This is a genomic window from Sphingomonas horti (genome assembly GCF_009753715.1).
GTDB lineage: Bacteria > Pseudomonadota > Alphaproteobacteria > Sphingomonadales > Sphingomonadaceae > Sphingomonas_B > Sphingomonas_B horti.
This window is the reverse complement of record NZ_WQMS01000006.1, coordinates 16259-31038: the sequence shown is the minus strand read 5'-3', so window position 1 is coordinate 31038 and position 14780 is coordinate 16259. Positions and strand designations below refer to the sequence as shown.

The 14780-nt window shown below is 67.9% G+C and carries 15 protein-coding genes; 9 read left to right on the top strand and 6 right to left on the bottom strand.

The window, feature by feature from the left end:
- Nucleotides 1-78 precede the first annotated feature (78 nt).
- The 5 genes from GON01_RS03715 (at nucleotide 79) to mreB (ending at nucleotide 5860) form a co-directional block, all read left to right on the top strand.
- Nucleotides 79-1476 carry an efflux transporter outer membrane subunit gene (locus tag GON01_RS03715; protein ID WP_157026037.1) on the top strand — a complete coding sequence of 466 codons (1398 nt, stop codon included), beginning with the start codon at nucleotides 79-81 and terminating at the stop codon, nucleotides 1474-1476.
- 310 nt (nucleotides 1477-1786) lie between these two features.
- Complete coding sequence (locus tag GON01_RS03710; RefSeq protein ID WP_232328646.1) at nucleotides 1787-2701, top strand: two-component system sensor histidine kinase NtrB; 915 nt, start codon at nucleotides 1787-1789, stop codon at nucleotides 2699-2701.
- Between the two features lie 18 nt (nucleotides 2702-2719).
- Nucleotides 2720-3133, top strand: a complete 414-nt coding sequence (locus tag GON01_RS03705; RefSeq protein ID WP_157026036.1) for a nuclear transport factor 2 family protein — start codon at nucleotides 2720-2722, stop codon at nucleotides 3131-3133.
- 106 nt (nucleotides 3134-3239) lie between these two features.
- Nucleotides 3240-4799 (top strand): FAD-dependent oxidoreductase, encoded by a 1560-nt coding sequence (locus tag GON01_RS03700; RefSeq protein ID WP_157026035.1) that lies wholly within the window; start codon nucleotides 3240-3242, stop codon nucleotides 4797-4799.
- Between the two features lie 56 nt (nucleotides 4800-4855).
- Entirely contained in the window at nucleotides 4856-5860 is a 1005-nt protein-coding gene (gene mreB / locus GON01_RS03695; RefSeq protein ID WP_157026034.1) for a rod shape-determining protein, read from the top strand.
- Between the two features lie 52 nt (nucleotides 5861-5912).
- Here the strand turns inward: mreB and GON01_RS03690 are convergent, their stop codons facing one another.
- The 5 genes from GON01_RS03690 to GON01_RS03670 form a co-directional block, all read right to left on the bottom strand.
- Entirely contained in the window at nucleotides 5913-6491 is a 579-nt protein-coding gene (locus GON01_RS03690; RefSeq protein WP_157026033.1) for a uracil-DNA glycosylase family protein, read from the bottom strand.
- A gap of 8 nt (nucleotides 6492-6499) precedes the next feature.
- A complete protein-coding gene (locus GON01_RS03685) occupies nucleotides 6500-7066 on the bottom strand; it encodes a hypothetical protein (RefSeq protein WP_157026032.1) in 567 nt (188 codons plus the stop codon).
- Complete coding sequence (locus GON01_RS03680) at nucleotides 7053-7376, bottom strand: carboxymuconolactone decarboxylase family protein (RefSeq protein WP_198159773.1); 324 nt, start codon at nucleotides 7374-7376, stop codon at nucleotides 7053-7055. Before GON01_RS03680 ends, GON01_RS03685 begins: the two co-directional genes overlap by 14 nt.
- A 191-nt stretch (nucleotides 7377-7567) precedes the next feature.
- A complete protein-coding gene (locus GON01_RS03675; protein WP_157026031.1) occupies nucleotides 7568-8890 on the bottom strand; it encodes a PQQ-dependent sugar dehydrogenase in 1323 nt (440 codons plus the stop codon).
- Nucleotides 8887-9318 (bottom strand): DUF2231 domain-containing protein, encoded by a 432-nt coding sequence (locus tag GON01_RS03670; RefSeq protein ID WP_181599873.1) that lies wholly within the window; start codon nucleotides 9316-9318, stop codon nucleotides 8887-8889. Before GON01_RS03670 ends, GON01_RS03675 begins: the two co-directional genes overlap by 4 nt.
- 290 nt (nucleotides 9319-9608) lie before the next feature.
- On the opposite strand from GON01_RS03670, the gene GON01_RS03665 reads away from it, so the two are divergent.
- The 3 genes from GON01_RS03665 (at nucleotide 9609) to GON01_RS03655 (ending at nucleotide 13138) form a co-directional block, all read left to right on the top strand.
- Nucleotides 9609-11093 carry a catalase gene (locus GON01_RS03665; protein ID WP_157026030.1) on the top strand — a complete coding sequence of 495 codons (1485 nt, stop codon included), beginning with the start codon at nucleotides 9609-9611 and terminating at the stop codon, nucleotides 11091-11093.
- A gap of 79 nt (nucleotides 11094-11172) precedes the next feature.
- On the top strand, nucleotides 11173-12441 hold the full coding sequence (locus tag GON01_RS03660; RefSeq protein ID WP_157026029.1) for an amidohydrolase: 1269 nt from the start codon (nucleotides 11173-11175) through the stop codon (nucleotides 12439-12441).
- Nucleotides 12442-12457: 16 nt separating this feature from the next.
- The gene (locus GON01_RS03655) at nucleotides 12458-13138 is read left to right on the top strand and encodes a trimeric intracellular cation channel family protein (protein WP_232328645.1); all 681 of its coding nucleotides are present in this window, start codon (nucleotides 12458-12460) and stop codon (nucleotides 13136-13138) included.
- A 7-nt stretch (nucleotides 13139-13145) separates the two neighbouring features.
- On the opposite strand, the gene GON01_RS03650 is transcribed toward GON01_RS03655, so the two are convergent.
- Nucleotides 13146-13724: an NADPH-dependent FMN reductase gene (locus tag GON01_RS03650; RefSeq protein WP_157026028.1), complete on the bottom strand. Its 579-nt coding sequence runs from the start codon at nucleotides 13722-13724 to the stop codon at nucleotides 13146-13148.
- Nucleotides 13725-13840: 116 nt separating this feature from the next.
- On the opposite strand from GON01_RS03650, the gene GON01_RS03645 reads away from it, so the two are divergent.
- Nucleotides 13841-14725, top strand: a complete 885-nt coding sequence (locus GON01_RS03645; RefSeq protein WP_309503051.1) for a universal stress protein — start codon at nucleotides 13841-13843, stop codon at nucleotides 14723-14725.
- Nucleotides 14726-14780 lie beyond the last annotated feature (55 nt).

Below are 14780 nucleotides of genomic sequence, written 5' to 3'. Positions count from 1 at the left end.
TTGGACCCGCGTGTTCAGGAAGAAGAGGAGGGCTTCGACAAGCTCAGCGCGAACGGGAGAGGAAATGGAGCATTTTCAATGCGCTTTTTTATCACTGCATCGGCTTTGGCCCTCGGCGCCTGCGCTGCCGGCCCGAATTATGTCGCGCCGACGCCGCGCGCGGCCGCGACCGCGCCGTTCGTTACCACCACGCCCCAGGCCGCCAGCACCGCGCCGGCCGTCGAAGGCGACTGGTGGCGGCTCTACAACGATCCGGTCCTCGACCGGCTCGTGGCGGACGCACTGAAGGCGAACACGGATATCCGCGTCGCGGTCGCGCACCTGGAGCGCGCCCGCGCGTCGCTGCGCGAAGTGCAAGCCGACCGGACGCCGCAGGTCAATGTCGGCGGCAGTGCCCAATATGGCCGGCTCCCCGCCAGCCAGCGCGCCCCGGGCGCGGACCGTGAGAATTGGGTGGTCGATGCCGGGCTGAACGTCGCCTATGAAGTCGACCTGTTCGGTCGGGTCAGCCGCAACGTCGAAGCCGCGCGGGGAGATGTCGGCGCTGCCGAAGCGGATACGAACGCGGTCCGCGTCGCCGTCGCGGCGGAGACCACCCGCGCCTATGCGGACGCGGTCTCGTCAGCCGAGCGGCTGGACGTGGCCAGGCGGATCGTGGCGCTGCTCGACCAGTCGGTCGCGCTGATGCGGAAACGCGAGCAGGCAGGCTTGCAGACCCCGCTCGACACCGCCCGCATTCAGACGCTCCGCGACCAGCGCCAAGCGGATATCCCGCCGCTCCAGGCACAGCGTCAATCGGCGCTGTTCCGGCTGGCGACGCTGACCGGCCGCGCACCGCAGGAGCTGCCCGCCGAAGTCGCGGAGCGGACAACTACGCTGAAGCTCGACGAGCCGATTCCCGTGGGCGACGGCGCGGCGCTGCTCGCCCGGCGCCCGGACGTCCGCGCCGCCGAGCGGCGGCTGGCGGCGGCGACGGCGCGCATCGGCGTCGCGACGGCCGACCTGTATCCACGGATCACGCTGGGCGGATCGGTCGGGTCGACCGGGACCGGCTTCGGCAATGTGTTCGGCGCGAACCCGCTTACATGGCTGCTCGGTCCGCTCCTCAATTGGTCGGTCAACCAGGCGCCCGCACGCGCCCGCATCGCGGAGGCTGAAGCCGACAGCAAGGCCGCGCTGGCGACGTTCGACGGCACGCTGCTCCAGGCGCTGGAGGAGACGGAAACCGCCCTCACCGTCTATGCCCGCGCGCTCGAGCGCCGCACGGCGCTCCAGGCAGCGAGCAACGCAGCGGGCGTCGCGGCACGGATCACGCGGGCGCGCCAACGCGAGGGCCAGGTCGACTCGCTCGAACTGCTCGACGCCGAACGCACCCTCGCCGATACCCAAGCGAACCTGGCGGCCGCCGACGCCGCCATTTCCCGCGCGCAGATCGACCTGTTCCGCGCCCTGGGCGGAGGATGGCAGAAGAGCTGAAGTCTGAGCCTCACCGGCCGGTCTGCGCCCATTGCAGCCATCATTGGAGTTCGTCGAAGATTGCCCGGCAGCCGCTGCCACTCCTTTGTCTCCGGCACCTGCAGGTTCATGCTCGCGGGCGTGCGTCCCATCGGACCTTTGGCGTGGCGACCGAGCTGACGCTGAAGCATTCGCCGAGCCGAGGGCGTTTAGTGCAATATTATCCGTCAAAAGCCGCAATAACATTCCTTTGCATATAGATAATTGCCTCACCATGTTTGCCTCATGCCCCGGCCGTGACCTCGGGGACGCAACAGGAGGGACAGGCACCATGCCGCTCGCGATGTCTGCAGCAGCCGGGGACCGGCCGAAACCGGACGATCGCGGCGTCGGCTGCGCGGAGCCGGACAGTTCCGCAACGCCATCCGAACGCAGCGCCGGGGCTGTCCAGCGGATCACCGCGCTGGGCGAGATGACCACGGGCATCGCCCATGATTTCCGGAACATCCTCTGCGTGATCGAATCCGGCCTGCGGCTGGCGGAAGACTGCCTCGACGACGCGGAGAAGCGCGGCCCGTGCCTCGCGGCCGCGCATGACGGGGTCGCGCGCGGGCTCCGGATGACGTCCCGCCTGCTCGCCTTCGCGAATCGGCAGGAACTCGCGCCCGGCCCCCGGAGTCTGAACGATCTCCTGCGCGACCTTGAGCTGTTCCTGAAATATGGTGCCGGCCCCAGCATCCGGCTGGTGCTTCGGCTTTCGCCCAACCTACCAACCTGTCTGATCGATCCGCCCCAATTCAACGCGGCGATCCTGAACCTCGTCGTCAATGCCCGCGATGCGATGCCCGATGGCGGCGAGATCGTGATCGACACCGCGCCGGTCGTCGGCGCTCCGCCGGCCGGCCGTGCCGCCGATCACGACCTCTTCGTGCGCGTCCGGGTCGAGGACGAAGGTGAAGGCATGCCCCTGGAGGTCGCTCGCCGAATCTTCGATCCTTATTTCACGACCAAGGGCGAGACCGGGACCGGCCTCGGCGTGCCGCAGGTCTGCGCGTTCATGAAGAGCGTGGGCGGCTATGTCAGGATCGACAGCCGGGTCGGCGAGGGGACCGCGTTCGATCTCTTCTTCCCGGCCTGCGACCAGGATTCGCCCGCGTTTCCGGGGCTGTGGCGGCAACTCGACCGGTGGGTGAACGAAGGCGGAGCGCCCGGCGATCTGACGCCGCGATTCCGGCGCTCCGCCTAGGCAAGAGGAGATGGAACCATGCTGGCGACCAACCTTGAGACCTCCGCACTGGACGAAGTGCGGTCGCTCGAACTCCGCCGGATCGAAGCCACGCGCAACAACGATGTCGACGCGCTCGCGCCGCTGCTCGACGACAATCTGATCTACATCAACAGCGTCGGCGGCATGTACGATAAAGAGAGCTACCTGACCGACATCCGGACTCATTGCCTGACCTACGACCGGGATTTCGACGTTCTGGAGACCGACTCCCGTACGTATGACGACCTTGTGATCCTGATCGGCGTGATGCTCGGCCACTCCCGGTTCGAAGGCGAACAGCAGGTCTTTCATTTCCGCTGCCTCAGTATCTGGCGGCGGACAGACAGCCAGTGGCGCATGATCGCCTGGCAATCGTCGTCGTCGTCGCACACGCTCTGCAAGATGGACTGAGCCGAGCTGCGGGAACGGTTCGCCGAAGCGGGCATCGAAGCTCGGGGGACAGGATGATCCGATCGCGGTCCGTGCCGGCCCGCGATGTCGGATCTTGGAGGATGGGATGAGCCAGGACCCCGTGGCGATCGACGGACCAGATTTCGGCGAAGGCATCGACGTCGCGTCGATCGGCGACGGCGCCATGCTCGCCGGCCAGGTCGGCGGCGAGGCCGCGCTTCTCGTCCGGCAAGGCGACAGCTTCGTCGTGGTCGGCGCGACCTGCACCCATTATGGCGCGCCGCTTGCCGACGGGCTGATCGTCGACGGCACCATCCGCTGCCCGTGGCACCACGCCTGCTTCAGCCTGCAAAACGGACACGTGCTGCGGGCCCCCGCGCTCGCCCCGCTGCCCTGCTGGCGAACCGAGCAGGCCGGCGGCAAGGTCTATGCCCGTGAGCGGCAGGAGAGCCCGTCGCCCGATCGCGACCCGCGCGGGCCGGCCTCGATCGTCATCGTCGGCGGAGGCGCGGCGGGCCACAGCGCGGCCGAGACGCTTCGCCGCGAAGGCTATGCCGGACCGATAACGATGCTGAGCGCGGACGCGTCCCTGCCCTGCGACCGCCCCAATCTCTCCAAGGGCTATCTGGCCGGGACCGCGCCCGAAGACTGGATGCTGCTCCGTCCGGCGGAGTTCTTCCGCGATCAGGGCATCGAGGTGCGGCTGAATGCGCGCGTCGTCCATATCGATCCCGACAGTCGCACGGTCGAGCTCGCCGATCGCAGCCGCTACAGCTACGGCGCGCTGCTGCTCGCGACCGGCGCGGAGCCTGTGCGACTCGACGTGCCGGGCGCGGACCTTCCTCATGTCCGCTATCTCCGCACCTTCGCCGATGGCCGCGCGCTGCTCGCGAAGGCCCAGACCGCCCGCCGCGCGGTGGTGATCGGCAGCGGCTTTATCGGACTGGAAGTCGCATCCTCGCTCCGCCAACGCGGTATCGAGGTGCATGTCGTCGGGCGCGGAGCGATCCCGATGGCGCGCATCCTGGGCCCCGAACTCGGCGCGTTCCTGCGTTCCCTGCACGAGCAGCACGATGTCGTCTTTCACCTGAACGCCGATGTCGGCGCAATCGACGCGGCCGGGGTGACGCTGGTCGACGGCGAACGGATCGAGGCCGATCTGGTCGTCGTCGGCATCGGCGTGCGGCCGGCGACGGCGCTGGCGGAAGCTGCGGGCCTCAAGACCGGCGATGGCGTCGAGGTGGACCGGTTTCTCCAGACGAGCGCGCCGGGCATTTTCGCGGCCGGCGACATCGCGCGCTGGCCCGACCCGCTCAGCGGCGAATCGATTCGCGTCGAGCATTTCGTCGTCGCCGAACGCCAGGGCCAGACGGCGGCCCGGAACATGCTGGGGCTGCAGGAACCTTATGAGGCGGTGCCCTTCTTCTGGACCGAACAATATGACCTGGGCCTTGCCTATGTCGGTCATGCGGGGAGCTGGGACGAAGCGGCGATCGATGGCAGCATCGAGGCAAGGGATTGCACGGTCACGTACCGTGCTGGTGGCCGCGATGTCGCGGTCGCGGTGATTCACCGCGATCGTGACGGACTGTGCGCGGAGCTCGCGTTCGAGCGGGCGATCGCCGCGTCGCGGAAGCCGCATGCTGTCGCAACCGCTGCTCCCTGATCGCGCGATCCACGGCGAGCCTCGCCCGATCGGCGGCGACCTGCTAACGCGGCTCGATGTTCAGTTTCCGTTCGCGTCGCCGTTCGTTCGGCGCGCCCGACATCGCCATCGACCTGGGCACGGCCAACATCATCGTGGCCGAGCGCGGCGCCGGGACGATCTTCAACCAGCCGTCTATCTGCTGCTTCGAAACCGGCGTTTCGACCAACCTCGTCGCTGCCGGTTCGGAGGCGCGTGCCATGATCGGTCGCGTGTCCGGCCCGTTCAGGATTGCGCGCCCGCTTCGCGGCGGCGTGCTCAGCGACATGGCGGCGGCACGCGAGTTGATCCGTTTCGCGACGCGTCGGGCGGGCGGAGCGTGGCGCGTGCGTAGAGCGCGGGCGCTGGTCGGCGTCCCGAATGACGCCACCCAGGCGGAGCGGCGCGCCCTGACGACGGCGGTTCACGACGCGGGACTAGGGCATGTCCAGCTGCTGCCGGAGCCTTTGATGGCGGCGATCGGCGCCGGCCTCGACGTTGATGCGCCCCGTGGACGGATGGTCATCGATTGCGGCGCCGGCACCACCGAAGTCGTGGTCATTTCGCTCGGCGCGATCTGTCTGTCGAGCACCGCGCGCATCGGCGGTGACACGCTCGACGAGGCGCTGCTCGAGCATCTGGTGCGCCGGCATCGCTTCCAGATCGGCCGCCCGGGAGCCGAACAGCTGAAGCTGGAGCTCGCTCGCCTCGGCGCTGCCGATGAGGCGCGCGACCGCGCGGTCACGATCAAGGGATTGAGCCTGGCGGCCGGCCTTCCCGAAACATTGTCGATCGCCGCGGACGAGTTGCTCCACGTGTGTGAAAAGCATCTTCAGGCGATCGTCGGCATCGTCATCGCGGCGCTCGAGCACACGCCGCCGGAACTGTCGCGGGACATTCTGGATGACGGAATCCTGCTCACCGGCGGCGGCGCGATGACGGGGCTGTTGAGCCGGCGCATCACCGAAGCGACCGGGCTCGAAGCCCGGATCGCGGCGGCGCCGCTGGATTGCGTGGCGCACGGATTGGCACAAGCGCTGTAAGTCCGACAGCCCGGGTGGCCGCCGATCGGCTCCGCCGGTCAGGTGAGCGCGATCAGTCCGCCAGCGCCTGCCTGATCTCCGATCGGAGGACCGGAAGCACGTCCGACTGGAACCACGGGTTCCTCTTCATCCAGATCGCGGAACGCCAGGACGGGTGCGGCAGGGGGAAATAGCGCGGCAGAAATTCGCGATACCGCCTCACGCGCTCGGTCATCGGCCCTGGCCCGAACACATGGTTCTGCGCATAGGATCCGACCAGCAAGGTCAGCCGCAGCATCGGCAGCTCGCCGATCAGCCGTTCGCGCCACAGCGGCGCACATTCTGGCCGGGGCGGCGCATCGCCGCCGCTGTTCGCGCGCCCCGGATAGCAAAGCGCCATCGGCAGGATCGCGACATTGGCGGGATCGTAGAATTCTGCTTCCGAGAACCCCATCCATTCGCGCAACCGGTCGCCGGACGCATCGGAGAAGGGCACGCCCGATCCGTGCGCCTTGGATCCCGGCGCCTGGCTCGCCACCAGGAGCTTCGCCGTTGGCGACAGCTGAAAAATGGGGCGGGGCCCGAGCGGGAGCATGTCCGCGCAAACCCGGCAGCCGCGAACCTCGGCCAGTAGCGAATGCAGCGAGTCCATCGGGCGCCTTATGCCGTCAGCGCCGGGCCGTGCACGTGAACGCAATCGCCTGCGTGCCGGCGCAGGATGTCGGCGGCACGCGCCTCGTGCGCGCTATCCCAGGTGCGCACCCACAGCAGCAGGCCTCCGCGCTCGATCTGCTCCTGCAGATAGTGTCCGTGGTGATGGCCTACCCATTTGGCGAGGAGCGCTCCGATCAGCCCGCCGGCTCCGCCGGCCAGCACGGCTGCCGCAAGGCCGGTTGCGATCGCGCCGCCGGAGACGACGACCGCGCCGGCCGCGACCGTCGCGCCGACATACATCAGGCCGCCGACCAGCCCACCCTCGGCATCGCCTATGGCTTCGGTCGAGACATAAGCCGTGCGCGGAGCCGCAGGATCGTCCGCCAGCGAATTGACCCGGCGATAGCGATGGCCAAGCTTGTCCTCGATCGCCCGTTCACCGGCGAGGAGGCTGACCTCGGCACGATCGAAACCCGAGCTCAGCAGCTCGTCGATTGCCGCTTCGAGATCGTGCGGATTCTGGAAAATGCCGATGGCTTCGCGGACGGCGGCCTGGGGTTCATCCATGATCATGGTGCGCTTCTTCCGGGCTGGCTGCCGCCTCGGCTTCGACTTCCGCGAGCGCGATGATCGAATGGGCGAAGGCGCCGCCCGCGCGTATTTCGGCCGCCACCCAGATCGCTTCCATCAGTTCCTCGGCCGACGCGCCTGCGCGCAGCGCGGCTCGGGTGTGTCCTTTGATACAGTAGGGACATTGAGTGACGTGTGCGACCGCGACCGCGATGATCTGCTTCATCCGCGCCGGCAGTGCGCCGTCGGCAAACACCTTTTGGCTGAAGCTGCTGAACGCGTCCGACATCTCGGGCGCGAGATCGCGCCGCATCCGGGCAAGGTCACGCGTGGGTCGCGGATAAAGCGAAGCGTCCTCGCGCTTCGGCATGTCGACTGGATGCTCCACAGCTCCTCCTCAGGAAATGAGGTGGGGTGCGGATTCAGGAAAGCAAAGGAATAGTATTGCCGCGTACGAGGCAAGAAGTTGCATTCAAACCCGTCTCGGCAGCGACCGCTCGTCGTTCATCGACCGCCCGCCGCCGGGACCGGCTGCGGCGGGCCGACGGGGGTGACTCGCCAGACGGTGTTCGACAGGTCGTCGGCGACGATCAGGGCGCCGCGCGGGTCCACGGTCACGCCCACCGGCCGTCCGCGGGTCTTGCCGTCGTCGCCGCGAAAGCCGGTGACGAAGTCGATCGGCGGGCCGGCCGGCCGTCCTGCGCGGAATGGCACGAAGACGACCTTGTAGCCGGACGGCGTCTTGCGGTTCCAGCTGCCATGCTCGCCGACGAACATGCCGTCGGCGAAGCGCGCGCCCATCGCCGGCGCCGAAAAGGCGAGGCCGAGCGCGGCGACGTGCGAGCCGAGCGCATAATCGGGCGCGATCGCGGAGGCGACCTTCTGCGGGTCCTGCGGCCGCACGCGCGTGTCCACATGGCGTCCCCAATAGCTGTAGGGCCAGCCGTAGAACGCGCCGCCGCGCACCGAAGTGATATAATCGGGGACGAGGTTCGGCCCGATCTCGTCGCGTTCGTTCACCACCGCCCAGAGCTGCCCCGTGCCCGGCTGGATGGTGAGCGCGGTCGGGTTGCGCAGCCCAGTGGCGTAGGGCCGGTGCGCGCCCGTCTGCGCGTCTATTTCCCAGACCATAGCCCGGTCGATCTCGGCCGCCATCCCGCGCTCGGTGATGTTGCTGTTGGAGCCGATCCCCACATAGAGGAGCCGCCCGTCGGCGCTGGCGGTCAGCGCCTTCGTCCAGTGATGATTGATCGCGGACGGCAGGTCCGTGACCTTGACTGGAGGTCCGCTCGCGCGGGTCTGCCCGTCGCGATAGTCGAAGCGCACCAGCGCGTCCTGGTTGGCGACGTAGAGGGTGCTGCCGACCAGGGCGAGGCCATAGGGCGCGTTCAAATTCTCGGCGAACACCCAGCGGCCTTCATAAGTGCCGTCGCCGTCGCTATCCCGCAGCAGGGTCAGGCGGTTGCCGCCCTTCACCGGGCTGGTGCCTTTCGCCTTGATGATGCCGGCGACCACGTCCTTGGGCGTCAGTTTCGGCGCGCCGCCGCCCCGGCCTTCGGCGACCAGGATATCGCCATTGGGGAGCACCAGCGTCTGGCGCGGGATCTGAAGGTCGGTGGCGATGGCCGCGATCCGGTATCCCTGCGGCACGATCGGGCGCTGGTCGCCCCATTCCGCCGGCTTCGCGATCTTCATCGTCGGCAGCAGGCCGCGCTGAGGGTCGGGCAGCGTCGGGTTCGGCCCGTATTGCTGTGGTTCGGACGTGCTGCCGCAGGCGCCGAGGACGCCCAGGAGCGCAGCACCGACAAAGGGAGCAGCGCGGCTCATCTCACCTCTCCCGTGCGCAGCGTCGCGAAGCCAAGCCAGGTCGCGGCGATTGCCAGCGCCGCGACGATGATCGACAGGATCAGGGCGGCCGGCATGCTGGCCCAGGCATCCTTGGCGTGGATGAAGGCATTGATGAAGCCCAGCACCCAGGCGGCCAGCAGCACCAGGACGTAAGTGATCGCCCTCTGCCCGCGCCGGTCCGCACGGAACAATTCGATCAACGCCCACAGCAGCGCGAAACCGCCGAACACCAGTCCGCCCGGGATCAGCCAGGACGCGAAATTCTTCCACTGGACCTGATAGCTCTGCGAATAGGCGATATCGCTGAGCAGCGCGCCCAGGAACAGCGGGAGCATCCCCGCCAGCAGCACCGCGTGAAGCGGGTGCAGCGGGCCTCGATAGGTTCGGACTGGAGCCGCAGCGGTCACGACATTCCTCCTTTGCGGCCGCGGCGAGCCGGACGCGAGCCGGGATCAGATCGAGAATGCGAGGGGCGGCGCATTGTTCCGGCCCGGGAAGGAACCTCCCCCGGCGGCGAAGGGGCCTCGTGAGAATATGATCATATTCCAGATCGTTGGGACAAGAGCGAGGCTCTGATCAATAATCCCGAATACAGCATTCGATTTATTCGGCTTGTTATCCTGCGGACCGACCTCAGGTTGAAGGGGAACATTTGCGGCCCGGGGCCGCTCAACTGCAGCCAGGGAAAGGATTCCGCATGTCAGAACTTCCAGCTTCGACCACCGGTGCCGGCGCGCCGGCGCCCAGCGACCGCAATTCGCTGACGATCGGCCCCGATGGCCCGATCCTGCTGCACGATGTTCACTTCCTGGAGCAGATGGCGCACTTCAACCGCGAAAAGACGATCGAGCGCCAGCCGCACGCCAAGGGGTCGGGCGCGTTCGGCGTGTTCGAGACGACCGAGGACGTGTCCGCCTATACCAAGGCGGCTTTGTTCCAGCCGGGCGCGAAGACCGACATGCTGGCCCGGTTCTCGACCGTCGCCGGCGAGCAGGGCAGCCCCGATACCTGGCGCGACGTCCGCGGTTTTTCGCTGAAGTTCTACACCGACGAAGGCAATTACGACCTGGTCGGCAACAACACGCCGATTTTCTTCGTCCGCGACCCGATGAAGTTCCCGCATTTCATCCGCAGCCAGAAACGACTCCCGGCCTCGGGCCTGCGCGACAACCACATGCAGTGGGATTTCTGGACCAACAACCCGGAGAGCGCGCACCAGGTCACCTATCTGATGGGCGAGCGCGGCCTGCCGCGCACCTGGCGCCACATGAACGGCTATGGCAGCCACACCTACATGTGGATCAACGCCCGGGGCGAGAAATTCTGGGTGAAATACCATTTCCACACTCAGCAGGGCATGAAGTTCTTCTCGAACGATGAAGCCTCGGCCATGTCCGGAACGGACGCCGACTTTCACCGCCGCGACCTGTTCGAGGCGATCGAGCGGGGCGAGCACCCGAGCTGGATTCTGTCGGTCCAAGTCATGCCCTACGAGGATGCCAAGACCTACCGGATCAACCCGTTCGACCTGACCAAGACCTGGCCGCACGCGGACTATCCGCTGATCCGGGTCGGAACGATGACCCTCAATCGCAACCCGGAGAATTTCTTCGCGGAGATCGAGCAGGCGGCCTTCTCGCCCGGCAACACCGTGCCCGGCATCGGCCTGTCGCCGGACAAGATGCTCTTGGGCCGTGCCTTTGCGTACAATGACGCGCAGCGGAACCGGATCGGCGCGAACTTCCACCAGCTGCCGGTCAACCAACCCAAGGTGAAGGTGAACAGCTACATGTTCGACGGGCCGATGGCCTATCACCACAGCGGCGCCGCGCCGGTCTATGCGACCAACAGCGGCGGCCGGCCCTGGGCAGACGACACCGGCCCGGTTGACGACGGCTGGGAAGCGGACGGCGCGATGGTGCGCAGCGCCTATACGCCGCGCTCGAACGACGACGACTTCACCCAGCCCGGCATCCTCGTCCGCGAGGTGTTCGACGAAGCCCAGCGCGCCGCGCTGGTCAACCAGGTCGCCGGCAGCCTGTTGGGCGGCGTGCGTGAGCCGGTGCTGAGCCGCGCCTTCCAATATTGGAAGAATGTCGACGCCGATGTCGGTGCCCGGATCGAGGAGAAGGTTCGCGCGGGAAGCGCCTCCAGGCCTGCCGAAGGCATGGGCGAAGGCTGAGGCGCAACTTGACAGGCCGCCATTAGTTCGGCGTCGTGGCGGCTAAGCAGCGATTGCCGGACAGCGCAGGAGTGGGTTCATGGAAGCGACGTCACGCGATTCCGCGGCCCCGCTCCTCGCCGGCCTGCCGGCCATGCTCCCGGCCCTCGAGGCGGCCTACAAGGACTTTCACGCCCATCCCGAACTGTCGATGCGGGAGCATCGCACCGCGGCGATTGCCGCGAAGCACCTTCAGGATAGCGGCTACGACGTCACCACGGGTGTCGGCGAGACGGGTGTGGTCGGCCTGCTCCGCAACGGGGACGGCCCGACCGTGATGCTGCGCGCCGACATGGACGCGCTGCCGATCCGCGAAGCGACCGGGCTCGACTATGCGAGCAAGGCGACGGCGGAGGACGCGGACGGGAACAGCGTCCCCGTCGCACACGCCTGCGGCCACGACATGCACGTCGCCTGGCTGATGGGCGTCACCTCGCTGTTCGCCGGGGCGCGGGATGCCTGGCGCGGCACGCTGCTCGCTGTTTTCCAGCCCGGCGAGGAAACCGCGCAGGGTGCCCGCGCGATGATCGGCGACGGCCTGCTTACCCGCTTTCCCAAGCCCGAGGTCGTGCTGGGCCAGCATGTGATGGTCGGGCCAGCGGGGATGGTTGCCGGCAGCGCGGGGCCTATCACCTCGGCCGCCGACAGCCTCCAGATCCGGCTGTTCGGCCGCGGCGCGCACGGCTCGATGCCGCAGGCAGCGGTCGATCCGGTCGTCATGGCCGCCTCGCTCGTGCTGCGGCTGCAGACCATCGTCTCCCGCGAGATTGCTGCGACCGACGCCGCTGTGGTCACTGTCGGCGTGCTGCAGGCCGGCTCGAAGGAGAACGTCATTCCCGACGAAGCCGTGATCAAGCTCAACGTGCGCACGTTCGACGAAGGCGTGCGCAAGCATGTGCTGGATGCGATCGCGCGGATCGCCAACGCCGAGGCCGCCGCATCGGGCGCGCCGCGACCGCCGGAGATCACGCCGCTCGATCGCTATCCGCTGAACGTCAACGACAAGCAGGCGAGCGAACGCGTCGCGGAAGCGTTGCGCCGCCATTTCCCGGCGGACAGCGTCCGCCATACCGGTCCCGCTCCGGCAAGCGAGGATTTCGGCTGCTTCGGCACCGAATGGGACGTGCCTTCGGTGTTCTGGTTCGTCGGCGGCACCGATCCAGCGACCTATGCGCGCGCCAAGGCGGAAGGCCGGGTCAACGACCTGCCCGTGAACCACAGCCCGCTGTTTGCCCCGGTAATTCATCCGACCCTGCAGACTGGCGTCGAAGCGATGGCCATCGGCGCTCTCGCCTGGCTCGGCAAGTGAGGCAGACGGCGGCAGATTGGGACGTGGGGGTGACGCGCCGTTGCCGCTGAACCCGCTTCTCGACCAACGCCTCCTTAAGGACCTGCTGCTCGTCCTCGATCTCGCCGGAACCTTCGTCTTCGCGATCAGCGGGGCAATGCTCGGGGTCAGGCGCAGGCTCGACATTTTCGGCGTGATGGTATTGTCGTTCGCCGCCTCCAGCGCGGGCGGGATCGCGCGGGACGTGCTGATCGGCGCGACGCCGCCCGCCGCGATCAGCGACTGGCGCTATATCGCCGTCGCCGCCGCCGCGGGGCTGGTGATCTTCTTCTGGTACTCGCCCTTGTCCCGGCTGCAGACCCCGATCCTCGTCTTCGACGCCGGAGGCCTGGCGCTTTTCGCAGTGGCCGGCGCTGAGAAGGCGCTCGCTTTCGGGCTCAACCCGCTGATGGCCGCGCTGCTCGGCATGCTGACCGGGATCGGCGGCGGCATCACGCGCGACCTCCTCGTCGCCCGTACCCCGGCGGTGCTGCAGGGCGACCTCTATGCGGTGGCCGCGCTGCTCGGCGCAGGGGTGGTCGTGGTCGGGCACCTGCTCGGCTGGCCGGTGGTGCCGACCGCGATCGGCGGCGCGATGGCGTGCCTCGCCCTTCGCCTCGTCGCGATCCGGCGCGGGTGGAGCCTGCCGGTGGCCCGGTCGGATGAGGACCAGGGCTGAACAGGCGTCAGGCCAGCGCCTCGCGCGGCAATACGGCGAGCACGCGGGCGATGAAGGTGTGGAACTCCGCCATGTAGGTGCGCAGGAACTCCTCGGTCGCCGCGACCGTGACCTCGCCTTCGTCCGTGATCAGGCCGGGCGTAAAGCGGATATAGGCCTCCGGCGCATTCATCTGCGGCGAGTTGCAGAAGCTGAGCACGCTGCGCAGGCTCTGCTGCGCGACCGCGGTTCCGATCGCGCCGGGCGAGGTGCCGATCACAGCCGACGGCTTGTGTGTGAAGGCGTTCGTGCCATAGGGCCGGCTCGCCCAGTCGATCGCGTTCTTCAGGCCCCCCGGAATCGAGCGGTTATATTCAGGCGTGACGAACAGCACCGCGTCCGCCGCCTTGATGGCATCCTTGAAGGCGCGCGCCTCAGGCGGATAATCCGCGTCATAGTCGTAACTGTAGAGCGGCAGGTCCCGGAACGAAATCTCCGAGAATTGAAGCTGTTCGGGCGCGATCCGGATCAGTGCCTTGGCCAGCTTGCGGTTGATCGACTCCCTCGCCAGGCTGCCGACCAGATAGCCGACCTTGTATGTCGTCATGACATTCCTCCTCAGCGCGACAGGTTGCCGATCACCCCGTCGCTGCGTCGCCAACGCACGGGCGCCCGTTTCGTCGCCGATCGGCCGGTTGCGGGACCGCGAACGAACCTGCATGGGTGGCGGAAGGCACGGAGGACCAGATGCCGATCACCGGCCCCATCGTCGTAGCGACCGATTTCTCCACCCGATCCGATCGGGCGCTGCGCCGCGCCACGATCATCGCGCGGCAATCGGGCGCAGCGCTGGTGCTGGCGCATGTGGTGGACGACGATCAGCCGCGGCATCTCGTCGATCATCAGCTGGCCGCATCGCGCGCGATTCTCGATGAGACCGTCGAGACGATCGAGCGGATGGACGGTATCGCGGCCAGGGCGCAGCTGCTCGCCGGCGATGTCTTCTCGGGCATCCTGCAGATCGCCGACGACGTCGCGGCGGGCCTGGTCGTCGTCGGTCCCCATCGCCGCCAGTTGCGCGACGTGTTCATGGGCACCACTGCGGAGCGGACGATCGCGCACAGCCGCCGGCCCGTGCTGATGACCGCCGGCGTCCCTTCCGCTCCCTATGACCGCGTGCTCGTGGCGCTGGATCTGGATCAGGCATCCCGGGCGGCCGCGCCCCTCGTGCAGGAATTGGAGCTCGTCGATCGCGCGGAGATCGTCGCCATGCACGCGTTCGAGGTGCCGGGGCAGGGCATGATGCGGCGCGCCATGGTCGAGCCGGATTTGATCCTCGACTCCGTTGCCGACGCGCAGACCGAGGCGCAGTCCGATTTCGATGCGCTGCTGGCCGATATCGGCCTGACCGGCGCGCGCAAGATCACCATGCCTGCCCACGGTTCGCCCGGCAGGCGAATCCTGGAAAGCGCGCGCGACGAAGGCGCGTCGCTGATCGTCGTCGGGACGAGCCAGAGGACGGGCATCGAACGCTTCATGCTTGGCAGCATCGCGGAGACGGTGCTCGGCGATGCGGACCGCGACGTGCTGGTGGTGCCGGCGCGATGAGCTTTGTCGCGCGCGCCCGGTTGCGAAGCTCGGCCCAGGTTCCGATCGGGGCGGC